Annotated in this window: 20 protein-coding genes and 1 pseudogene; 10 read left to right on the top strand and 11 right to left on the bottom strand. The window is 66.6% G+C overall.

Annotated features, from left to right (window positions below; genetic code table 11):
- Positions 1–8 precede the first annotated feature (8 nt).
- Positions 9–1,124, top strand: coding sequence for a porin (locus KHO22_RS28145; RefSeq protein WP_211950465.1), 1,116 nt, complete (start codon positions 9–11; stop codon positions 1,122–1,124).
- Positions 1,125–1,320: 196 nt separating this feature from the next.
- Here KHO22_RS28145 and KHO22_RS28140 read toward each other — a convergent pair whose 3' ends face one another.
- From KHO22_RS28140 to KHO22_RS28120, 5 genes are read right to left on the bottom strand one after another with little or no spacing between them, the layout of a single operon-like run.
- On the bottom strand, positions 1,321–1,545 hold the full coding sequence (locus KHO22_RS28140; protein WP_211950464.1) for a formate dehydrogenase subunit delta: 225 nt from the start codon (positions 1,543–1,545) through the stop codon (positions 1,321–1,323).
- The gene (gene fdhD / locus KHO22_RS28135; RefSeq protein ID WP_211950463.1) at positions 1,542–2,408 is read right to left on the bottom strand and encodes a formate dehydrogenase accessory sulfurtransferase FdhD; all 867 of its coding nucleotides are present in this window, start codon (positions 2,406–2,408) and stop codon (positions 1,542–1,544) included. The genes KHO22_RS28140 and fdhD overlap by 4 nt, the downstream gene beginning before the upstream one ends.
- Before the next feature lie 15 nt (positions 2,409–2,423).
- Complete coding sequence (gene fdhF, locus KHO22_RS28130) at positions 2,424–5,294, bottom strand: formate dehydrogenase subunit alpha (protein WP_211950462.1); 2,871 nt, start codon at positions 5,292–5,294, stop codon at positions 2,424–2,426.
- Between the two features lie 43 nt (positions 5,295–5,337).
- The gene (locus KHO22_RS28125) at positions 5,338–6,903 is read right to left on the bottom strand and encodes a formate dehydrogenase beta subunit (protein ID WP_211950461.1); all 1,566 of its coding nucleotides are present in this window, start codon (positions 6,901–6,903) and stop codon (positions 5,338–5,340) included.
- On the bottom strand, positions 6,900–7,427 hold the full coding sequence (locus KHO22_RS28120) for a formate dehydrogenase subunit gamma (RefSeq protein WP_211950460.1): 528 nt from the start codon (positions 7,425–7,427) through the stop codon (positions 6,900–6,902). Before KHO22_RS28120 ends, KHO22_RS28125 begins: the two co-directional genes overlap by 4 nt.
- Before the next feature lie 147 nt (positions 7,428–7,574).
- Between KHO22_RS28120 and KHO22_RS28115 the strand changes: the two genes are divergently transcribed.
- The gene (locus tag KHO22_RS28115; RefSeq protein ID WP_211950459.1) at positions 7,575–8,672 is read left to right on the top strand and encodes a substrate-binding domain-containing protein; all 1,098 of its coding nucleotides are present in this window, start codon (positions 7,575–7,577) and stop codon (positions 8,670–8,672) included.
- A 42-nt stretch (positions 8,673–8,714) separates the two neighbouring features.
- On the opposite strand, the gene fdxA is transcribed toward KHO22_RS28115, so the two are convergent.
- From fdxA to tnpA, 4 genes and pseudogenes are all read right to left on the bottom strand, one after another.
- Positions 8,715–9,044: a ferredoxin FdxA gene (gene fdxA / locus KHO22_RS28110; protein ID WP_211950458.1), complete on the bottom strand. Its 330-nt coding sequence runs from the start codon at positions 9,042–9,044 to the stop codon at positions 8,715–8,717.
- 133 nt (positions 9,045–9,177) lie between these two features.
- Positions 9,178–10,101: a polyphosphate kinase 2 gene (ppk2, locus tag KHO22_RS28105; RefSeq protein WP_211950457.1), complete on the bottom strand. Its 924-nt coding sequence runs from the start codon at positions 10,099–10,101 to the stop codon at positions 9,178–9,180.
- A 101-nt stretch (positions 10,102–10,202) separates the two neighbouring features.
- Positions 10,203–11,054: pseudogene (locus KHO22_RS28100) on the bottom strand (transporter); the annotation flags it as partial.
- Positions 11,055–11,124: 70 nt separating this feature from the next.
- Positions 11,125–11,562 (bottom strand): IS200/IS605 family transposase, encoded by a 438-nt coding sequence (tnpA, locus tag KHO22_RS28095; protein WP_211950456.1) that lies wholly within the window; start codon positions 11,560–11,562, stop codon positions 11,125–11,127.
- 28 nt (positions 11,563–11,590) lie between these two features.
- Here tnpA and KHO22_RS28090 point away from each other — a divergent pair, with 28 nt between their 5' ends.
- Positions 11,591–13,036 (top strand): RNA-guided endonuclease InsQ/TnpB family protein, encoded by a 1,446-nt coding sequence (locus tag KHO22_RS28090; RefSeq protein ID WP_211950455.1) that lies wholly within the window; start codon positions 11,591–11,593, stop codon positions 13,034–13,036.
- Positions 13,037–13,166: 130 nt separating this feature from the next.
- On the opposite strand, the gene KHO22_RS28085 is transcribed toward KHO22_RS28090, so the two are convergent.
- Positions 13,167–14,546 carry a sigma-54 interaction domain-containing protein gene (locus KHO22_RS28085; protein WP_211950509.1) on the bottom strand — a complete coding sequence of 460 codons (1,380 nt, stop codon included), beginning with the start codon at positions 14,544–14,546 and terminating at the stop codon, positions 13,167–13,169.
- A gap of 215 nt (positions 14,547–14,761) precedes the next feature.
- On the opposite strand from KHO22_RS28085, the gene KHO22_RS28080 reads away from it, so the two are divergent.
- The 7 genes from KHO22_RS28080 to KHO22_RS28050 all read left to right on the top strand — a co-directional run bounded on the left by KHO22_RS28080 (position 14,762) and on the right by KHO22_RS28050 (position 20,730).
- Complete coding sequence (locus KHO22_RS28080; protein WP_211950454.1) at positions 14,762–15,661, top strand: MBL fold metallo-hydrolase; 900 nt, start codon at positions 14,762–14,764, stop codon at positions 15,659–15,661.
- 79 nt (positions 15,662–15,740) lie between these two features.
- Entirely contained in the window at positions 15,741–17,048 is a 1,308-nt protein-coding gene (locus KHO22_RS28075; protein ID WP_211950453.1) for an NAD(P)/FAD-dependent oxidoreductase, read from the top strand.
- 6 nt (positions 17,049–17,054) lie between these two features.
- Positions 17,055–17,858, top strand: coding sequence for a sulfite exporter TauE/SafE family protein (locus KHO22_RS28070; protein WP_211950452.1), 804 nt, complete (start codon positions 17,055–17,057; stop codon positions 17,856–17,858).
- A 137-nt stretch (positions 17,859–17,995) separates the two neighbouring features.
- Positions 17,996–18,718 carry a DUF2076 domain-containing protein gene (locus KHO22_RS28065; protein ID WP_211950451.1) on the top strand — a complete coding sequence of 241 codons (723 nt, stop codon included), beginning with the start codon at positions 17,996–17,998 and terminating at the stop codon, positions 18,716–18,718.
- Between the two features lie 143 nt (positions 18,719–18,861).
- Positions 18,862–19,143 carry a hypothetical protein gene (locus tag KHO22_RS28060; RefSeq protein WP_211950450.1) on the top strand — a complete coding sequence of 94 codons (282 nt, stop codon included), beginning with the start codon at positions 18,862–18,864 and terminating at the stop codon, positions 19,141–19,143.
- A 126-nt stretch (positions 19,144–19,269) separates the two neighbouring features.
- Positions 19,270–20,283, top strand: a complete 1,014-nt coding sequence (locus KHO22_RS28055; protein ID WP_211950449.1) for an FUSC family protein — start codon at positions 19,270–19,272, stop codon at positions 20,281–20,283.
- A gap of 222 nt (positions 20,284–20,505) precedes the next feature.
- Positions 20,506–20,730: a DUF2188 domain-containing protein gene (locus KHO22_RS28050; protein ID WP_211950448.1), complete on the top strand. Its 225-nt coding sequence runs from the start codon at positions 20,506–20,508 to the stop codon at positions 20,728–20,730.
- A gap of 328 nt (positions 20,731–21,058) precedes the next feature.
- Here KHO22_RS28050 and KHO22_RS28045 read toward each other — a convergent pair whose 3' ends face one another.
- Positions 21,059–21,616: a hypothetical protein gene (locus KHO22_RS28045; protein ID WP_211950447.1), complete on the bottom strand. Its 558-nt coding sequence runs from the start codon at positions 21,614–21,616 to the stop codon at positions 21,059–21,061.
- Positions 21,617–21,903: the final 287 nt, after the last annotated feature.

Raw genomic sequence — 21,903 nt, 5'->3', positions numbered from 1 at the left:
ACAACTGAATGAAATGCAAGTACCTTGCCATTGCGGTGGCGATGCTGTCTGCGAGCAGTGCGCATGCGCAGTCCGGCGTTACCCTGTATGGCGTTGCAGACGCAGGGATCGAGTACCTGAATCATGCTGTGTCATCGACGGGAACGGTTGCTCCCGGTGCCTCGGGCCATGGCCTGGTGGCCCTGCAATCGGGAAACCAGTCCGGATCGCGTTGGGGGTTGCGTGGCGTTGAGGACCTGGGTGGCGGCCTGAAAAGCCTCTTCCTTCTGGAAAGCGGATTTTCCATCGACAACGGCACAAGCACCCAAAGCGGTCGCTTGTTCGGTCGTGGCGCCTACGTCGGACTCGAGAACAAATGGGGCAGGCTGACATTGGGCCGCCACACGACGCCTCTCTACGACTTCGCGGTCGCATACGATCCGATGGCGATCTCGAGTCGCTACTCCATCGCGTCGCAGGATCCATTCATGGGCTCGGCGCGCGCCGATAACTCCGTAAAGTACATGGGTACCTTTGGTGGCCTGGGCGTGACGGGCTTATACAGCTTCAACAACAACAATCAGGAAGTTCCGGGCAACTTCACGAACGGCCGCGAATACTCTCTCGCCGCGAACTACGCTGGAGGCGCGTTCTCCATCGGGGCGGCCTATGATCAGGCTAACCAATCGGCCGCTACGGCGCTGCAGACAAACAGACTGATCCAGCGAGTCGGCGTGGGTGGCACCTACGCGTATGGCTCTGCCAAGATTCACGCGGGTTACCGCTATGCCCATGCGTTCAACGGTGCCAGCCTCCCCGGGTCGGCTGTGGTCAACACTGCGTCGAACCTGGCATGGATGGGTGTGGGCTATCAGGTAACTTCCGCGCTGTCGCTCACTGGCTCCGCCTACTACCAGAACCTCCGGAATTCCGGGGCAGGAAATCCGTGGCAGTTCGTCATGTTGGCAGACTATGTTCTTTCGAAGCGGACCGATCTCTACGCAGTAGCGTCCTATGTGCTTAACAAGGGGAAATCGAGCCTGGGCGTGAATGGCTTCAACAGTCAGCTTGGCGCAACGAACGAGGCCGTGCAGCCGGGCGCGAATCAACTCGGTGCGGTTCTGGGGGGTCGGCACAAGTTTTGAGGCCACCGAAGCGAAGTCCATGTCGAGGCGGGGCGCGCCCACGCCCGAAGTGGCTTCTTGATGGCCCTGCGTGGCACGATCACTTCTTCCTGAAGACCCGGGCGGCCTTCTTCGGAAATCGGCAATGAACCGATTATTCGAGGGGTATTGCGCCTGGCGGCGCCAGGCACAATACCTCAGGCAAAAAACCAGATCCTCACTCCAACACCCCCCGATGCCGCCCCACCGCTTCCTGCACAATCCCAAGCAACCCGGCGCCGGCATCGGCATCCATATGCCCGAGCAAAGCCCTCCTCATCCGCGGCTCCCAGAACCGCTTGATGTGTCCGGCGATATCAGCCACAGCTTCCTCGCGATCCGGCATCGCCTCAAAAAAGCTGCCAATCTGGTTGGCCATCGTAATCAGGTTATCGATCTTCATGCCAGGCTCGCTTCCTGTTGCAGGCGTTGGGAATGGGTATAGACCACGTGGCCGCTGGCGCGGACGAAGCCGGCCAGCGTGATGTTGGCCTGCTCGGCCAGGCGCACGGCCAGCGCGGTCGGCGCTGATACGGCGGCCAGTACGCCGGCGCCGATGGACGCAGCCTTGAGCACCATTTCATAGCTCGCGCGGCTGGTCACAAGCACCGCGCCGGTGGCGATGTCTTCACCGCCGCGCGCGAGCGCGCCGGCGAGTTTATCCAGCGCGTTATGGCGGCCCACGTCCTCCCGCACCATCGCGACATGGCCGTCGGCACGCAGCCACGCCGCCGCATGCGTCGCCCCGGTTTCGCGCTGCAGCGCCTGGCGCAACTGCAGCTGCACGAAGGCGGCCTGGATCACCTCGGTGTGGAAGCTGGCTTCGCTTTTCACCGGAGCCGGCATGCGCATCACCTGCTCCAGCGATTCGGTGCCGCACAGGCCGCAGCCCGTGCGGCCCGCCAGCGACCGGCGCCGTTCCTTCAACCCCATGAAGGCTTCCGATGCGATCTCCAGCCGCACGGCAATGCCGTGTTCGCGCGTTTCGACCTCGATGTCGTACACATCGCGCGGACTGGAGACGATGCCCTCGCTCAGGCTGAAGCCGAGCGCAAAGTCTTCCAGGTCCGCCGGCGTGGCCAGCATCACCGCATGCGAGATGCCGTTGTATTCCAGCGCAACGGGCACCTCTTCGGCCAGTTCGTCCGGGCTCAGCGCGTGTTCGCCGTTGCGCCAGCGGCTCACGGCGAAGGTGCTGTGCGTGGCCGGCTCACCGTCGGTTTGCAGCGCCGCTTCGGGTTCCGGCGCGTTCAGGCAGCGCATCATGATGCGGTCCTCCTGTCAGCCTACCGCGGCCTGGGCCGGGTCGGCACTGGCGGCTTCGAGCAGCTGCAATTGCTGCGCGTTGAACGCGTGGTACTCCTTCTGCCACGCCGACGGCTGCGCCACCGGCATCACCTGCACCGCGGTCACCTTGTACTCGGGGCAGTTGGTGGCCCAGTCGGAGTTGTCGGTGGTGATCACGTTGGCACCGGATTCCGGGAAGTGGAAGGTCGTGTAGACCACGCCCGGCTGCATGCGCTCGCTGACGATCGCGCGCAGCACCGTCTCCCCTGCCCGGCTCTGCACGCCGACCCAGTCGCCGTCCTTGACGCCGCGTTCCTCGGCATCGTGCGGATGGATTTCGAGCCGGTCTTCGTCATGCCAGTGGACGTTCTCGGTGCGGCGCGTCTGCGCCCCCACGTTGTACTGCGACAGGATGCGGCCCGTGGTCAGGATCAGCGGATAGGCGCGCGTGATCTTTTCCGTGGTCGGCACGTACTTGGTGATGATGAACTTGCCTTTGCCGCGCACGAACTGGTCGATGTGCATGGTCGGCGTGCCTTCCGGCGCCTGCTCGTTGCAGGGCCACTGGATGCTGCCCAGCTCGTCCAGCCGCCGGTAGCTGACACCGGAGAACGTCGGCGTCAGGCGGGCGATCTCGTCCATGATTTCCGATGGATTCTTGTAGTCCATCGGATAGCCGAGCGCGTTGGCCAGCAGGATGGTCGCTTCCCAGTCGGCGTAGCCGGCCTTGGGCGGCATCACCTTGCGCACGCGCGAGATGCGGCGCTCCGCGTTGGTGAAGGTGCCGTCCTTCTCCAGGAACGACGAGCCCGGCAGGAACACGTGCGCGTACTTGGCGGTCTCGTTCAGGAAGATGTCCTGCACCACGATGCATTCCATCGACGACAGCGCCTCGGACACGTGCTGGGTGTTCGGGTCGGACTGGACGATGTCTTCGCCCTGGCAGTACAGGCCCATGAAGCTGCCGCCAAGCGCCGCTTCGAACATGTTCGGGATGCGCAGGCCCGGCTCGGGGCTGATCTGCACATTCCACGCCGATTCGAACAGGCTGCGCACGGTCGAGTCCGACACGTGGCGGTAGCCCGGCAGCTCGTGCGGGAACGAGCCCATGTCGCACGAACCCTGCACGTTGTTCTGGCCGCGCAGCGGATTCACGCCCACGCCTTCGCGGCCGACGTTGCCGGTGGCCATGGCGAGGTTGGCGATGCCCATCACCGTGGTGGAGCCCTGCGCATGTTCCGTGACGCCCAGGCCATAGTAGATGGCCGCGTTGCCGCCGGTGGCGTAGAGGCGCGCCGCGCCGCGCAGCATGTCGGCCGGCACGCCGGTGACGGCGGCCATGGCTTCCGGCGAGTTCTCGGGCAGCGAGACGAAGTCGCGCCATTGCTGGAACGCGCGGTCCTCGCAACGCTCGGCGATGTAGGCGTCAGCCAGCAGCCCTTCGGTCACGATCACGTGGGCCAGCGACGTCACCAGCGCGACGTTCGTGCCCGGACGCAGTTGCAGGTGGTAATCGGCGCGGATGTGCGGCGAATCGACCAGGTCGATCCTGCGCGGATCGACCACGATCAGCTTGGCGCCGGCGCGCAGACGCTTCTTCATGCGCGACGCGAACACCGGGTGGCCGTCGGTCGGGTTGGCGCCGATCACCATGATCACGTCGGACTTCTCGACGGACTTGAAGGTCTGCGTGCCGGCCGATTCGCCGAGCGTCTGCTTCAGGCCGTAGCCGGTCGGCGAGTGGCAGACCCGCGCGCAGGTGTCGACGTTGTTGTTTCCGAACGCGGCGCGCACGAGCTTCTGGACCAGGTAGCCTTCCTCGTTGGTGCAGCGCGACGACACGATGCCGCCGATCGAATCCTTGCCGTGCCTGGCCTGGATGCGCCTGAACTCGGAAGCCGCGTAGCCGATGGCCTCTTCCCACGACACCTCGCGCCACGGATCGGTGATCTTCGCGCGGATCATCGGCTTGAGGATGCGGTCCTGGTGCGTGGCGTAGCCCCAGGCAAAGCGGCCCTTCACGCAGGCGTGGCCTTCATTGGCCTTGCCGTCCTTGTACGGCACCATGCGCACGACCTCGTTGCCCTTCATCTCGGCCTTGAACGAGCAGCCCACGCCGCAGTAGGCGCAGGTGGTGACGACGCTGCGCGGTGCCTGGCCCAGCTTGATGACGGAAGTCTCGGTCAGCGTCGCGGTCGGGCAGGCCTGCACGCAGGCGCCGCACGATACGCAGTCCGATTCCATGAACGACTGGCTGGTGCCCGGCGATACCCGCGAGTCGAAACCGCGGCCCGAGATCGTCAGCGCGAACGTGCCCTGGGTTTCCTCGCACGCGCGCACGCAGCGATTGCAGACGATGCACTTGGACGGATCGTAGGTGAAGTAAGGATTCGACTCGTCCTTCTTCATCTCGGTGTGCGTGGCGATCGGTCCGCCGTCGTTGTAGCGCACCTCGCGCAGGCCCACCTCGCCCGCCATGTCCTGCAGCTCGCAGTTGCCATTGGTCGGGCAGGTCAGGCAATCCAGCGGGTGGTCCGAGATATACAGCTCCATCACGCCGCGGCGCAGGTCGGACAGCTTGTCGCTCTGCGTCTTCACCTTCATGCCGGCTTCCACCGGCGTGGTGCACGAGGCCGGATAGCCGCGGCGCCCTTCGATCTCCACCAGGCACAGGCGGCACGAGCCAAAGGACTTCAGGCTGTCGGTCGCGCACAGCTTGGGCACGCTGACCTGCGCCTCCATCGCGGCGCGCATCACCGACGTGCCGGCCGGCACGGTGACGCTGACGCCGTCGACCTCGAGGGTGACCATCTCGGTCGATTCACTGGCGGGTGTGCCGAAGTCAATCACATCGCGGCAATCCATGGTTGTCTCCCGTTGTTCTGTACTTGAGTCGGCTTGCGTCGACCTATGCCGCCTTGGCAGGGTTGGGGGCGAGGCCGAAGTCCTCGGGGAATTCGTTGAGCGCGGACAGCACCGGGTACGGCGTCATGCCGCCCATGGCGCAGAGCGAGCCGTTGAGCATGGTGTCGCACAGGTCGCGCACGAGCTTGACGTGCTTGACGGGCTCGTTGCCGGCGATGATCCGGTCCATGACTTCCACGCCGCGCGTGGAGCCGATCCGGCACGGCGTGCACTTGCCGCACGATTCGACCGCGCAGAACTCCATCGCGTAGCGGGCCTGCTTCGCCATGTCGACGGTCTCGTCGAACACCACGATGCCACCGTGGCCGACCACGCCGCCGAACGCGGCATAGGCCTCGTAGTCCATCGGCACGTCGAAGCGCGATTCCGGCAGGTAGGCACCGAGCGGGCCGCCCACCTGCACCGCGCGCACGGCGCGGCCGCTGCGCGTGCCGCCGCCATAGTCATGGAGCAGTTCGCGCAGCGTCACGCCGAATGCCTTTTCCACGAGACCGCCCTGGCGGATGTTGCCGGCGAGCTGGAACGGCAGCGTGCCGCGCGAACGGCCCATGCCGAAGTCGCGATAGTGCTGCGCGCCGCGCGCCATGATGACGGGCACGGTCGCCAGCGAGATCACGTTGTTGATCACGGTGGGCTTGCCGAACAGGCCTTCGAGCGCGGGCAGCGGCGGCTTGGCGCGCACCACGCCGCGCTTGCCTTCCAGGCTTTCGAGCAGCGCGGTTTCCTCGCCGCACACATAGGCGCCGGCGCCCTTGCGCACTTCAAGCCGGAAGCGCTTGCCGCTGCCTTGGATATCGTCGCCAAGCCAGCCGGCGGCCGTGGCAATGCCGATGGCCGCGTTCAGCACGGCGATGGCATGCGGGTATTCGGAACGGCAGTAGATATAGCCCTGCTCCGCGCCCACGGCGAGGCCGGCGATGGTCATGCCCTCGATCAGCATGAACGGATCGTCTTCCATCACCATGCGGTCCGAGAACGTGCCCGAGTCGCCCTCGTCCGCATTGCAGACGATGTACTTGACGGCGGATTTCGCGCCCAGCACGGTCTTCCACTTGATGCCGGTCGGGAACGCCGCGCCGCCGCGGCCGCGCAGGCCTGAGTCGGTCACCTCCTGCACGATCGCGGCCGCTTCCATCGACAGCGCGCGTTCGAGGCCGGCAAAGCCTTCATGCGCGCGGTAGTCGTCGAGCGACAGCGGATCGGTGATGCCGACGCGTGCGAAGGTCAGGCGCTCCTGGCGCTTGAGGAACGGAATTTCGTCGGTCAGGCCGTGTGCCAGCGCATGCGCGCCGCCTTGCAGCAGTCCGGCATCGAACAGGCCCGGCACCTCGGCGGCACTGACCGGACCGTAGGCCACGCGGCCCGCGCCGGTCTGCACCTCGACCAGCGGCTCGAGCCAGAACATGCCGCGCGAACCGTTGCGCACGATGCGCACGGACTCGCCGCGCGCCGCGGCCTCACGCGCAATCGCGCGCGCCACGTCGTCGGCGCCCAGGGCCAGCGCGGTGGAGTCGCGCGGGACGAAGATGGTGGTGATGGCGGCGCTCATGCCTGGGCCTCCTCGTTGGCGGGCTCGGCTTCGCGCAGCTGGCGCACCAGCACGTCGAAGCGCCTGGCATCGACATAGCCGTGCAGTTGCTCGCCCATCATCACTGCCGGGCCGCAGGCGCACTGGCCCAGGCAGTAGACCGGCTCCAGCGTGACCGCGCCGTCGGCGGTGGTTTCATGGAAATCGCAGCCAAGCGCGCGCTTGGCGTGTTCGACCAGCGCGTCGGCGCCAACCGACTGGCAGGCCTCGGCACGGCAGACCTGCACCACGTGGCGGCCGGCGGGCTGCTGGCGGAAATGGTGGTAGAACGTGATCACGCCGTGCACCTCGGCGCGCGACAGGTTCAGCGCCCTGGCGATGACCGGGACGGCCGTCTCGGGGATGTAGCCCTGGGTATCCTGGATTTCGTGCAGGATCGGCAGCAGGGCACCGGGCATGTCCTGGTGCGCCGCCACGATCGCGGCGATGGCCGCTGAGCGGGCCGCGTCGGCCGGCGCCGTAGCGGGGGTGGCGGAATCTGGCATTGCGTCTCCTGTGGGGGCCGCGCCCTCGGGAGGGCGACCGTTATATGCTATTTTTTACCTATTTGCCGGGGTATAACCACGGCTTTATGGCCGTTGGAGCGACTATAAGTAGTTGTTTGGCCAGGTTCAATAAGCTATTTTTTACATATGATCCGTATCTCGATCTCCCCTCACCTGCAAATCCGGGACGATGACAGCCCGGCCGGCGAACCGCTGGACGTTTCGCGCCTGGTGGCGCTGCTGGGACATATCGAGACATCCGGCAGCATCAGCCAGTCGGCCGAGGCGGTCGCGCTGTCCTACCGCTATGCGTGGGGCATCCTGCGCGATGCCGAGTCCCTGTTCGGCGGCCCGCTGATCGCCAAGACCCGTGGGCGCGGCAGCGCCCTCACGCCGCTGGCGCAACAGCTCGTATGGGCCAGCAAGCGCATCGGCGCGCGGCTGTCGCCGACGCTGGACAGCCTGGCCTCGGAACTGGAGATCGAACTGAAAAAGCTGATGGACCGCACCGACCCGGCCGTCCGCCTGCATGCGAGCCACGGCTTTGCGGTGGCGGCGCTGCGCGATTTCCTCGACGAGCAGCAGGTGCGGCATGACCTGAAGTACTGCGGCAGCGTGGAAGCCGTGGCCGCGCTGGCGGAAGGCGCCTGCGATATTGCCGGCTTCCATGTGCCGGTGGGCGAGTTCGAGGATGGCATGGTCCGCCACTTCACCAGGTGGCTGAAACCCGACACCCACTGCCTGATTCATCTGGCCGTGCGCAGCCAGGGGCTGTTCACGCGCATGGGCAACCCGCTCGGGGTGCAGACGCTGGAAGACCTGATGCGCAGCGAAGTGCGCTTCGTCAACCGCCAGATCGGCTCCGGCACGCGGCTGCTGCTGGACCTGATCCTGGCCGCGCGCGGTATCGACCCCGCCCGCATCGAGGGCTACAACAACGGCGAATTCACGCACGCTGCGGTCGCGGCGTATATCGGCAGCGGCATGGCGGATGTGGGTTTTGGCGTGGAAACCGCGGCGCGGCGCTTCGGGCTGGAATTCGTGCCGGTGCTCAAGGAGCGCTATTTCTTCGCCATCGAAAAGAGGAAGCTCGCCAGCCCCGCCCTGGCCGGCGCCGTCGGCGCGCTCACGAGCGAGAGCTTCCGCCAGCGCGTCAATGCGCTGCCGGGTTATGACGGCAGCCTGACCGGCACGGTGCTGACGCTGGCAGAGGCCTTTCCGGAGTACCGCGCGCAGAAGCGCTGAGCGGGAGCTTCGGGCGGCTTGCCGGACTGCTTGCCGGACTGCTTACCGGACCAGCAGCGACAGCCTGTCAGGATGGCCGTCCCAGTCCGCATGATCGGGCAACGGACCCTTCGCCTTCAGCAGCGGCGGCCAGTCCGCGCGGCGCGCCAGCTCGGCGTTGATGGCCAGGAAATGGCGCTGGTCTTCAGGCAGGTCATGCTCGGAATAGATCGCGCCTACCGGGCACAGCGGCACGCACATCGAGCAATCGATGCACTGGTCAGGATCAATGGCAAGGAAGTTTGGCCCTTCGTGGAAGCACGACATGGGGCAGACTTCCACGCAGTCGGTATGGCGGCACTGGATGCAGGCATCCGTCACGACAAAGGTCATCTTGGGGGGCGAACAGCGGACAGCAAACCTGTTGATGCTAGCGCGCCAGCGCAGGCGGCGGGGCGACGCACACTGTCCGACTCGTTCAAAATGCCTGAACCGTGGCTGTCGCGGCAGCAGCCGGCATGCCGGGTCAGTAGATTTCCGGCACGATCATGTCCTGCGGCACCGGCATGCGCACATAGTCGGCACGCCGCTCGCGCTGGGGCAGCACCACGGCTTCCTGATCGACCTCCGCATAAGGCACCTGTTGCAGGAGGTGATGGATGCAGTTGAGCCGCGCGCTCTTCTTGTCCACGGCCTGCACCACCCACCACGGCGCTTCCGCGATATGCGTGCGCTCAAGCATGATTTCCTTGGCCCGTGTGTAGTCCTCCCAGCGGCGGCGCGACTCCAGATCCATCGGGCTGAGCTTCCACTGCTTGAGCGGATCGTGGATGCGGCTCAGGAAGCGCAGGTGCTGCTCGTCGTCGGAGATCGAGAACCAGTACTTGAGGACCTGGATGCCAGAGCGCACCAGCATGCGCTCGAATTCCGGCACGGAGCGGAAGAACTCCTCGTACTGGTCGTCGCTACAGAAGCCCATGACGCGTTCCACGCCGGCGCGGTTGTACCAGCTGCGGTCGAACAGCACGATCTCGCCAGCCGCGGGCAGGTGCGACACATAGCGCTGGAAATACCACTGCGTGCGTTCGCGATCGTTGGGCGCGGGCAGCGCTGCCACGCGGCACACGCGCGGGTTCAGGCGCTGCGAAATGCGCTTGATCACGCCGCCCTTGCCGGCCGCGTCGCGGCCTTCGAACAGCACCACCATCTTGTGCCCGCTGCTGACCACCCAGCTCTGCAGCTTGACCAGTTCGCCCTGCAGGCGGAACAGCTCGTGAAAGTAGCGCTGGCGGTGCGCCCGTTCGTCGGGTCCATCCTCGGCCAGGCTGGCCTGGCCATCGGGGCACAGCACGAACTCGCGATCCTCGAGTTCGAGTTCGAGTTCTTCGTCGTATTGATCCGCCACCTCGCGGTGGATGCGCCGGATCAGGGCTTCTTCGTGGTTGGTCATGACATGCTCCACATGCTTGGTCCCAATTCAGCCTGGGCCTGGCACAGGCCCTCCGGGTGGCGATGCTAGCGCGGCAGTATGGCAGTCCCGTGAAGGACGCGCTACGGCCCCTCTTTGCGGAATGCCCAACGGCCGGCCAGTACCGTGAAGGTCGCCACCAGGGCCACCAGTATCCAGAAGCCGTGCGGGTGCTCGGACAGCGGAATGCCGCCGACGTTCATGCCGAAGAAGCCCGCCACGATGTTGATCGGCAGCGCCAGCACGGTGACCAGCGTCAGCGTGAACAACGTGCGGTTGGTCTGTTCGTTGAGCTTCTTCCTGCAGCAGCTTGATGCGCTCCACCAGCGCCGCCAGATCGTTGAGCACCAGCGAAAATTCTTCGGTCGCCTCGCGCAGTTCCTGCAGGTCGCCGTCGCGGATCCAGGGCGGCGGGCGGTTGAGCAGCCGGAACATCGCGCCTGGCTCGGGCGCCAGCAGGCGCTGCAGCCGCACCAGCCCGCACCAGCCCGCGCCGCATGGCGCCGAGGTCGCCCGGTTGGCCTGCAGGCGCTGCGCGAGCAGCTGGTCTTCGATGCGGTCCACGCCGATGCCGGTCTCGCGCACGATCTGCACCAGCATGTCGGCCTGGTCGCGCAGCAGGTGCGCCAGCATGTCCAGCGGCGAACGGAAGCACTCGCCACCGCGCACCGCGGGACGCAGCTTGTCGACCGAGCGCAGCGGCTTCGCCCGCGCCGTGACCAGCAGGCAGCGATCGGCTCACGCCCACAGCGTGGAGATGTCGTTGGACGAGACCCCAAGTTGTAGATCACGTCGTTGACCACCGCCAGCAGCGCCGGATCCTGGCGCTCGATGCGCGTGGAGTGCGAACCCTGGCGCAGCGACTCGAAGAAATCTTCCGGCAGCTCCAGCCGGGCTTTCATCCAGCGTTCGCAGGCGCTGTGCGACAGGTTGAACAGTCTCTGCCGACGCATTCCCCCTCCTCGGGCCGGCAGGCTCAGGAGGGGTCAAGTCGGCGGCACTCCGTCAGGCTGCCTTGCCTTTACGGCGGGCCTGCTCCTCACTCCCCTGTCGCTCGACATAGGCCTTCACCGTCTCAAGCGATGCCCCGCCCACCGATGAGTCGAAGTACTCTCTATGCCAGAAGAGCGGCTTCCAATAATAATGAGCGAGATGTTCTGCAAATTGCCGGCGGGCACGACGCGCACTCGCTGTCTTCAGATTATTGATGAGCACCGAGATGTCGAGGGCCGGATGGATGCTGACCAGGAGATGCACGTGATCGGGCTCGCCACCAAATTCCAATAGCTCGCAGCGCCAAGCTGCGAGGACTTGCCCAAACACGATCTCAAGATATGCCAGCAGTTCTGGCGTCAGCGTCTTGCGACGGTATTTCGTAACGAAGGCGATATGCAGCTTGAGGTTGTAGACCGCATGCGCGCTCGTCTGATTTTCGATTCCCATGTCTGAGCTGTGATGGTAAGGTTTCCGGATGCAAGTAGGCTACCGATTTCGCTGTTATCCGACACCTGAGCAACAGGCGATACTGCTGCGCTGGATTGGCTGTCAGCGCTTCATCTACAACGCCAAGGTGGGTGAGGATCGGTACTACCGAGCCTTCCAGCGCCAAACGCTGGCATTGGCCGGAGAGCATGCCCCGATCGACCAGGAGTACGCGCGCTTCAAGAGTCGAGAACTGACACCTTGGTTGTATGAGGTGCCCTCGCAGGTCTTACGTAATGGCGCGGTGCGCTGGAAGACGGCCTACAGCCGCTTCTTCCAGAAGCTTGGTGGTCGCCCGACCATCCAGCGCAAGAGCGGTCCACAGTCGGTTTGGCTGACCAACGAGCTGTTCTTGTTCGAGGCCGTCGTAGGTGGTGCCACGCCGGACGAGGTTTCCTATCGGCTCAGCATAGGCAAGGGCAAGTTCCCGGTCGGCGCCATTCCCTATACCGCGCATCGCCCGCACAAAATCCCCGCAAGCATCACGCTCACGGTCGACGCGCAGCGCTGGTATGTGTCCTTCAGTGTCGACGACGCGCTGCCGCAGCCGACCCCGCAGGAGATCGCCGCCGAACTGGCAAGCTGGCCGGAAGAGGAATTGCGTTCGTCGGCAGTGGGCATTGACCGTGGCGTGACCGTCCCCGTCTTCGCAAGCACCGGGGTGTGTGCCGGCCTCAGCGAGGTGCAACAACAGCGCCTGCGCAAGAAGGAGCGTGCCCGCAAACGCTGGCAGCGTCGCATGGCGCGACGGCCCAAGGGGTCATCGGGCCGACGCAAGGCGGCACACCGGGTGGCACGTTGTCATCAGTACGCCCGTAGCGTGAGACTCGACTTCGCACACCAGACGAGTTACCGGCTGGTGGAATCCGCCGGCGTTCGGCTGCTGGTGTTCGAGGCGCTGCGAGTCAAGGCGATGAGCGCTCGGCCGAAGGCAAAGCAAAACGAAACGGGCCAGTGGCTCAAGAATCAGGCTAGAGCCAAGGCAGGCCTTAACAGCAAGATACTGGCGAGCGCCTGGGGCAAGACCCTGGTGTTCGCCCAATACAAGGCACTGCGACGCAACAAGCTCGTCGTCACGGTGCCACCGCATTACAGTTCGCAGGAGTGTAGCCAGTGCGGCCATACTCATCCGGAGAACCGGCCGACGCAGGCCGAGTTTGTCTGCCAAGGCTGCGGCTTCCGAACGAACGCCGACCACAACGCGAGCCGGGTCATCCGGGATCGTGGTGTCGCGCTGGTGCTGTCGGGCGAGTTCTCGCCCGTGGGCCGGAAGAAGACGATGCGGATGCGAACCAAGGTAGGGGCGGGATGCTCCGAACCGGAGCCTATACAGGCTTCCACGCCGGGGGAGACATCGGTAAGACGCCAGGCGGTCAGCCGCAAGGCGCAGGAGTCGGTGAACCCGGAACCCCCCGCTACAAGCCGAAGGCTTTAGCGGCGGGTCGATTCATATGCAGCCACAGGAAGGCATCGCCACCGGGGTTACCTTAGCATGCATGCCCTCGTTGCCGCAGTACGGAATAACCGCGGACATTACCATGGCTGCATGATGTTCAGGGCAGCGTTCAGGCCAGCCCCAGCGCCCGCAGCCGCCGGTACAGCGTCCGTTCGCTGCACCCGAGATGGGTCGCCAGGGCCTTGCGCGTGCCCGGGAATTCCAGCGCCAGCGTGCGCAGCACCGCATCGTCGGGCCAGCGCATGCGGCCGTGGCCCTGCCACGCGGCGGCATCGCCCGGCAGGTCCGTGCGTGCCGGCGTCAGCGGGCCTTGCACCAGTTCGGGCGGCAGATCCCTGGCACGGATGACCCCGTCATAGGCGAACAGCATGGCCCGCTCCAGCACATTGCGAAGTTCGCGGATATTGCCCGGCCACGCGTGCGCGCACAGCCGTGCCGCTGCCTCGTCGTCGATGCGCAGGGTCCGGTCCACCGGCAGCGCGCGCCGCAGCAGCGCCTGCGCCAGCAGCGGGATGTCCTGCCACCGCTCGCGCAAGGCCGGCAGATGGATGGGAAAGGCGTTGATGCGATACAGCAGGTCCTGCCGGAACGTGCCCTGCGCCACCATCTCCTGCAGCGGCTTGTGCGTTGCCGCTACCAGACGGAAGTCGGTGGCATGCGTTTCCAGTCCGCCAACCCGGCGAAAGGTGCGCGACTCGATCAGCCGCAGCAGCTTTACCTGCATGGCCAGCGGCACGTCGCCGATCTCGTCCAGGAACAGCGTGCCGTGCTGCGCGGTTTCCACCAGCCCGGGCTTGCGCGACTGCGCGCCGGTGAACGCGCCTTTCTCGTAGCCGAACAGTTCGCTCTCGAACAGCGTCTCGGACAGGCCCGAGCAGTCCACCACCACGAAGGGGCCGGAGGCGCGGTCGCTGGCGTCATGCAGTGCGCGCGCGAACATCTCCTTGCCGGTGCCGGACTCCCCCTGCAGCAGCACGGGCAGCGCGGACGGCGCCACGCGATGCAGCTGTTCGAGCACCGCGTTGAACGCCGGCGAGCGTCCGACCAGTCCGCCCTCGCTGACGCGCGCGGACGCGCTCCTGACGGTATTGAGCCGTTCGACAAAGGCGACGATGCCGCCGTCGGCACCCACGATGGGCCGAAGCTCGACATCGACATGCTCGGGGCCGCGCGGCGTGTGGTGAACATGCAGGATGCGGTCGCTGCCAAGGGTTTCGCGCGCCTTCTGCATCGGGCAGTGTTCGCCGGCCTTGTCGCATGGCACGTCGTACTGGTGCGAGACCTGGTAGCACTTCCTGCCCACGTACTGGGTCCCGCTGCGCGCGAACTGCCGCTGGTAGGCGGCATTGGCCGCGACAATGTTGTAGTCGGGATCGAGCACGATCATCGGCTGCGCCTCATGTTCCAGGAAGGCGATCAGCGGACGCATGGCGTCGGCCTGAACCGGGGTATTGCCGGTCTCGGAAGGGAGAGTTTTAGGGGGCGCCATCATTGTGGGCAGCCCACTGTCATGAACTGCCAATTACTGCCAAATGGCAGAGAAGTATGCCATAGGGGCACGGTGGAGGCAGCGCTCCAGGCGGGTCCTGGAGATCTCTTTCCCGTTGATTTCCCTGGAGGAACCCGCCCTTCCCGCGCAACAAGCGGCGCAGCAGGCACGAAAATTGATCTTCCCCTGTCCAGAACATCAACTGGCAGACAATCGTGGCAGCACAACCGACCCCATCCGCCCCCAGCCTTGCCGTAGAAGGCTTCTTCGACCCTCGCACCAGCACCGTCAGCTACCTCGTGCTCGACGAGGCTTCGCGCCAGTGTGCCGTCATCGACAGCGTGCTCGACTATGACGCCAGCGCCGGGCGCACCAGCACCGCCAGTGCCGACCACCTGATCGCGCGGGTACGGTCGCTAGGCGCCACCGTCGCGTGGATTCTCGAGACCCATGTCCATGCCGACCATCTCTCCGCCGCGCCCTACCTGCAAGCGCAACTAGGCGGCATGACCGCCATCGGCGCCCACATCACTACGGTGCAGAACGTGTTCGGCCGGATGTTCAACGCCGGCACCGCCTTTGCGCGCGACGGCAGCCAGTTCAACCGCCTGCTGGCCGACGGCGACCGTCTGCAGATCGGCGGACTGGAGGTCACCGTGCTGTCCACGCCGGGACATACGCCCGCCTGCCTGACCTATCTGGTCAGCGATGGCAGCCGGCAGGCCGCCTTTGTCGGCGACACCCTGTTCATGCCCGACTACGGCACCGCCCGCTGCGATTTTCCCGGCGGCGACGCGCGCACGCTGTACCGCTCGATCCAATGCATCCTGTCGATGCCGGCGCAGACCGAGCTCTACCTGTGCCATGACTACCAGCCAGGCGGCCGCGAACTGTGCTTTCGCACCACCGTGGGCGACCAGCGCCGCGGCAACCTGCATGTCCACGACGGCGTGACCGAGGACGACTTCGTCGCCATGCGCACGCAGCGCGATGCCACGCTGGGCATGCCCGCGCTGATGCTGCCGTCCGTCCAGGTCAATATGCGCGCCGGCCACCTGCCGGAGCCGGAGGACAACGGCGTGCGCTACCTGAAGATTCCGCTCGACGCGGCCTGAAGCCCCCGCGGCCCGGCCGCACCGATTCCGCCGCCTGCCGGCGGCGGGCAGCACTCACCCCCAAGGAACGCCCCCCAACATGGATCCTCGCCCCCAAGATCCCCGCCCCGCCGTACCCGGCGGGCACACCGGTCACGCCCCGGCCGGCAAGGTCATCGACAGCACGCACCGCGTGGTCGTCGTCGGCGCCGGTGCCGCCGGCATTGCCGTGGCCGCCAGCCTGCTCGCGCGCGAGCCCGGGCTGGACATCGCACTGATCGACCCCGCGCAGCGCCACTACTACCAGCCCGGCTGGACCATGGTGGGCGGCGGCGTGTTCAAGGCCGCCACCACCGTGCGCGAGATGGCGGACTGCATTCCGCGGCAGGCGCGCTGGATCAGCGCCGCGGTGGCGGCATTCGATCCGGAGCGCAACGAAGTACGGCTCGACGACGGGCGCATCGTTCGCTATGAGCGGCTCGTCGTATGCCCGGGCCTGCAACTTGACTGGGACGGCATCGAGGGGCTCACGCAGACGCTGGGCCGCAACGGCGTGACCTCGAACTACCGCTTCGACCTCGCGCCCTACACGTGGCAGCTCGTCAGCGCGCTGCGCGGCGGCAAGGCGCTCTTCACCCAGCCACCCATGCCGATCAAGTGCGCCGGCGCACCGCAGAAGGCCATGTACCTGGCCTGCGACGCCTGGCGGCGCCGGGGCACGCTCGGCGCCACGCGCGTCAGCTTTCTCAACGCCGGTGCGGCGCTGTTCGGCGTGGCCGACTACGTGCCGGCGCTGATGTCCTATGTGCAGGCCTACGGCATCGACCTGCGCCTGCAACACCGGCTGACCGCCGTCGACGGTGCGCGCCGGCGTGCGCGCTTCGTGCGCACCCTGGCGGACGGCAGCACGCAGACCGTGGAAGAAGACTTCGACATGATCCACGTCGTGCCGCCGCAAAGCGCGCCCGGCTTCATCAGGGCCAGTCCGCTCGCGGACGCGGCCGGCTGGGTCAGCGTGGACCCGGCCACGCTGCGCCATCCGGCCTTTGACAATATCTGGGCGCTCGGCGATGTGACCAACACCGGCAATGCCAAGACCGCGGCCGCCGCGCGCAAGCAGGCCCCGATCGTCGCCCACAATGTGCTGGCCAGCCTGGGCCGCGCGCGGGGCCTGGCGCACTACGACGGCTATGGCTCGTGCCCGCTCACGGTCGAGCGCGGCAAGATCGTGCTGGCCGAGTTCGTTTATGGCGGCAAGGTCAAGCCGACCTTCCCCGACTGGTTCATCGACGGCACGCGCCCTTCGCGCGCGGCCTGGATGCTCAAGGCCAACGTCCTGCCCGCGCTGTACTGGGAGGGCATGCTCAAAGGGCGGGAGTGGCTGGCGCGGCCGGAAGTGATCGGGTAACCCGCGATGGAAGCCGCTATCCTGACCGCCGCGCTTGGCGCTGTCATTGGCGCCATCCTGGCCGCTACGGGCGCCGGCGGCGGCATCCTGGCCGTGCCGATGCTGGTGTTCGGCCTGCACCTGGACGTCGCGCAAGCTGCCCCCATGGGACTGATCGCGGTGGGGATGTCCGCCGTGGTGGGCGCCGGACTGGGGCTGCGCGACGGCATCGTGCGCTATCGCGCGGCGGCGCTGATCGGCGTGCTCGGCATGGCCATGGCGCCGTTCGGCGTGGCGCTCGCCGGTTGGCTGCCAAATCCGCCGCTGATGGCGGCGTTCGCGCTGGTGCTCGCGCTGAATGCGTGGCGCACCTTGCGCAAGGCCGGCACCGTCGCCCCATGCGCCGAGCCTCCGCCCTGCGTGCTGCACCCGCAGCGTGGCCGCCTGCTCTGGACGCGGCCGTGCGCACGCGCGCTCGCCGCCATTGGCGCATTGTCCGGCTTGCTGAGCGGGCTGCTTGGCGTAGGCGGGGGCTTTGTCATCGTGCCGGCGCTGCGACGCTATACCGACCTGCCCGCGCGCAGCATCCTGGCCACGTCGCTGGCGGTGATCGCGCTGGTTTCGGCGGGGGCCATCGCCGCGGCTGCCTCGCGGGGCCGCGTGGACTGGGGCATGGCCCTGCCCTTCGCGCTCGGCGCGGTGGCGGCGATGCTGGCGGGCAGGCGCTTCGTGGCGGCGGCGCCGCCGGCACGGCTGCAGCGCCTGTTCGCGCTGGTGAGCATGGCCGCAGCCGTGCTGATGCCGTGGCGCGTTTTCACGGGCGCGGCCTGAGGGCCGGCCGCCCTGGGGCCAATGGCGGCTGAAGAGTGATGATCGGACGACCAGCTTTAAGTTTCGCTTAAGTCTCAGCCCATAGACTGCTTCCGTACCCGAAGCTCACCGGACAGTCCGGACAGGAGAGATATCCCATGGCCCCCCAGGAATTGCAGGCACTCGAAGCCTTTCTGACCCAGCTCACGCAGGCCCGTGCCAACGCCAAGGACCCGCAGGCGCAACAGCTCATTGCCGAAGCCGTGGCCCGCCAGCCTGACGCGGCCTACCTGCTGGTCCAGCGCGCCATGCTGCTCGACCACGCGCTCGCCTCGGCGCAGGCGCAGGTTGCGTCGCTGCAAGGGCAGCTCGCCGCCGCGCAGGCCAACGCCGGCAATGGAGCCGGCAATGGCAGCTTCATCAGCGCGCAGAACGCATGGGGCAACACACCTGTGCAGACGGCGCCCGCGCCGCAAGTCATGCAACAGCCGGTGCCGCAGCCGATGCCACAATCGCTGCCACAAGCGATGCCGCAGGCCGTGCCAGCCCAGGCACCGCGCCCGGGCTTCCTCAGCGGCGGGCTCGGCGGCACGCTGGGCAGCATTGCCACCACCGCCGCCGGCGTGGCGGGCGGAGCGTTCCTGTTCCAGGGCATCGAGAACCTGTTCCACCACAACAGCGGCAGCGGCTTCCTCGGCCAGTCGGGCACGGGCCAGGCAGCGTCCGACACGACCATCGTCAACAACTACTACGGCAACGACGACTCCGCCTTGTCGGGCAACGGCAATACGGCCACGGCAAACGGCTTCCTGGACGATGGCGGGCTATCCGGCGGACTCGACGACGGTGGCTTCTTCGACGACGATTCGTCGCTTGCGTGAGGCGCACGCGGCACGGAAACTTTCCCTGGGCCGGCACCAGATGCTATGTTGGCAGGTACGGATCCGAGGCAGGTCGTGCCGCTCGCGCGAAGCGACCTGCGCGGACCGCACATTCGCGCCCGCTGCAACAGGGAGGACATTGCATGCGCGCACGCCTCCGCCCTCCCAACGAGGGATTCCGCTGGCTGTGGCAGTTGTCTTCGGCCGGATGGGGACACTGCGGCCTGGCCTACGCAAGCGCAGGGCGGCTGCCGCCGCATTGCTGGCCAGCAAGGTCCGGCATGCCGCTGCGCGACCGGTATTCGTCGCGGCGGACCTCGCTGGTCCTGTTCACGCTCGCCTACCACAAGGGCGTTGCGCCGGAGGGTGCCGCGCCGCCCACTGAAATCGTGTCGTGGCGCAATCAGGCGTGGGTGAAAGCGTAAGAAGCCCGCGGCCGCCGCGGTAACGCCGCGGCATCGCGCCGTCACTGGCAGTGCAACGCCTATGCACCGCTTCCAGCCGCGCGGCGTGACGTACACTGGGCATTCGCCCCCTGCCGCCACGCGACCATGCTCGATCTCCTGCGCAAGACCACCGATGTGCTGTTCGACACGAACCGTCGATTCCGTCAGGCCAGGCAGTTCCATGCGATTCGCGTCGCGCTCGCGCTGCTGGTATCGATCGCGCTGACCACCGGCATCGACATCCCGCACGGCGAGTGGGCCACCATTACCGTGCTGGTGGTGATCGGCGGACTGCAGCACCACGGCAATATCCGGCGCCGCGCGGCCGAGCGCGGACTCGGCACGCTGATCGGCGCGCTGGCCGGACTGGCGCTGATCGTGCAGCAATCGTATGTCGGCCTGCCACTGCTCACCTATGCGCTGATGGCCGTGATCTGCGGCTACTGTGCGTACCACGCGATCGGCAAGGGCGGATATATCGCGCTGCTCGCGGCGATCACCGTGGTGATCACGGCCGGCCATGGCAACCAGAATGTCTATGACGCGCTGTGGCGGACGGTCGATGTCTTCATCGGCACGGCGATCGCGCTCGTGTTTTCTTTTGCGCTGCCGGCCTATGCCTCCTATGCCTGGCGCATCCGGCTGGCAGAGTTGCTGCGTGCCAGCGCCGCGGTCCACCGCAAGATGCAGAGCGGCTTCACCGATGCCGCGGAACAGCGCACGGCCATGCTCGACCTCGGCACGCGGCTGATCCCGTTGCGCGGGCTGATTCCCTCCGTGGCCAAGGAGACCGGCGTGCCGGCGGCAGAGTTCGAAGAGATCCAGCACGCAGCGCGCGTCTGCATCAGCGCGCTTGAACTCATGGCGGCGATCGAACAGGAGACCGGCATGCGCGAGGGCGAAGACCCCGGCATCGAGCCTGCGCTGCTGTCGATGGCCGAGTTGCTCGAAACAGGGCACGCGCCATCGCCGACCGCGTCAATGGCCGCCTCCCCAGCGAACGCGCTGCCCGGCCCGCTCCCGTTCATGGCGCGGCAGCTCGCCGCCGACCTGGCCCGCATGCGCGCACGGCTCGACCGTCTGAGCGCGCAGCACGGCTTTCCGTACGGCGCACGATAGCGCGCACGAGAGCCGCGGCCGGCTCTCTCTCGACAGCCCCCAAGCCGGCCGCGCATGTCGTCCGTGGCCATCCATGCGGATGCGTCGAAACGCACATCGGACTTCCGTTGTCAGCGGCTTCTGTCCGAGGTCGGCCTACGTCCTTGTCAGACGCGCGCCGATTGGCGTGGCGGGCCTTCCGATGAATAAATCGAGGGGAACGGGACAACCGGAGGTACCGGAATGAAGTCCATGGACGTGCATGTCGTACCGGCGCAGGAAGGCTGGGCCGTCGAGGAAGCAAGCAACCCGGCCAGCCGGAAACTGTTCGCGACCCAGGAAGATGCGATCGAGGTTGCCACCGAGATGGCCCGGCAGCGTCGCAGCGAGCTGTTCATCCACGGCAGGGACGGCCAGATTCGCAGCCGCAGCTCGTTCGGCCATGATCCGCGCCAGATCCGGGGCTGAAGGCTCGTCGCCGGCGCGCGCGGTCCCGCCTTTCGCACGCGGCCAGGGAGAACTTCAGCCGTCCCGCGATCGATCCGTTGTTCCGCTCCGGCGCTTGCGTTCGGATCGCGCGTGGTCGGCGTGATCCTTAGCGGCGATCTGGACGGGGCTGCAGGCCTGGCGTTCGTGCGCGCTCGGCGGACGCACGCTGATCCGGAACCCGCGCGATGCGGAGGCGTCGTCCATGCCGCGAGCGGTCATGGAGGCCGCGGGTGCCGCTGCCGTAGCAGGGCCCCGGGAAGTCGGAGACGCGATTAGCGGACTGCCTGGGATTTCCGGATAGGTGGCTTCATGGCGAATCAAACCGTAGCCCTGCGGAGGACATGGCCGGCTCCCCAGGCGCTTGCGGCGCTTGCGACGTCGAGGTAAGCAGTTCGCTTTGTATCGCGCACTCCGGAAGGCACCGGCCGGCAATCGCTTCGATGCGCCTTCTGGCCACGGCATCGCGCACCGTGCCGCGCAGCGTGCAGATCCCCGTTACGATTTCGGCTTTGACAATGCCGGGGTCGACCACGTCGGCAATCTCCATCTCGAACCGTTCGAGCAGCCTGGCTTCACTTGCGCGGGCGTCGGTGCGCACGCCGTCCCCGTCATAGAGCCGGGGTACGGGCTCGGCAAAGACCCGGTTTGCCGGGCCCGTCGCCACCGGCCCCGGTGCCACCCCATACATGCCATAGCGTTCGACGCCCACGGGCTCGTTGGCGCCGGATGGGACATACTGCTGAACCGGATGATTGTCGTGGCTGGCGGGGCGCACATCCGCGGCCGCGAGCTGGCCGCGGTCATCGCTCACCGCGCTGTGGCCGCCATAGTGATAGTCGGTGAGCCTGGACTTGTATTCGGGCATGGCTGCGCTCCGTGGGAATCGGTGGTGTCCTTGTCGACATCATTGCGAGCAATCTTCGTTCCCGCCCGCCAGCGCCTACCGCATGCGCCCGTGCCGGCGGTAATGCGTCTCCCGCATGCAAGGTCCGTCCAACCCGGGCGATCCGAAACCCCATGAAAAAAGGGCCCGGCGGGCCCTAATGCCGTTCAGTTAAGGTCCTTTCTCAGGAACCGAACGGTGTAACGAGAAGGTCGAGACTTAACGACCCGTGCGCATGTGCGTGCGGGTCGTTTTTCGTTTGGGAGCGC

The sequence above is a fragment of the Cupriavidus yeoncheonensis genome (assembly GCF_905397275.1).
GTDB lineage: Bacteria > Pseudomonadota > Gammaproteobacteria > Burkholderiales > Burkholderiaceae > Cupriavidus > Cupriavidus yeoncheonensis.
Note: the sequence above shows the minus strand (reverse complement) of the source record. Positions and strands in the feature narration are given on the sequence as shown.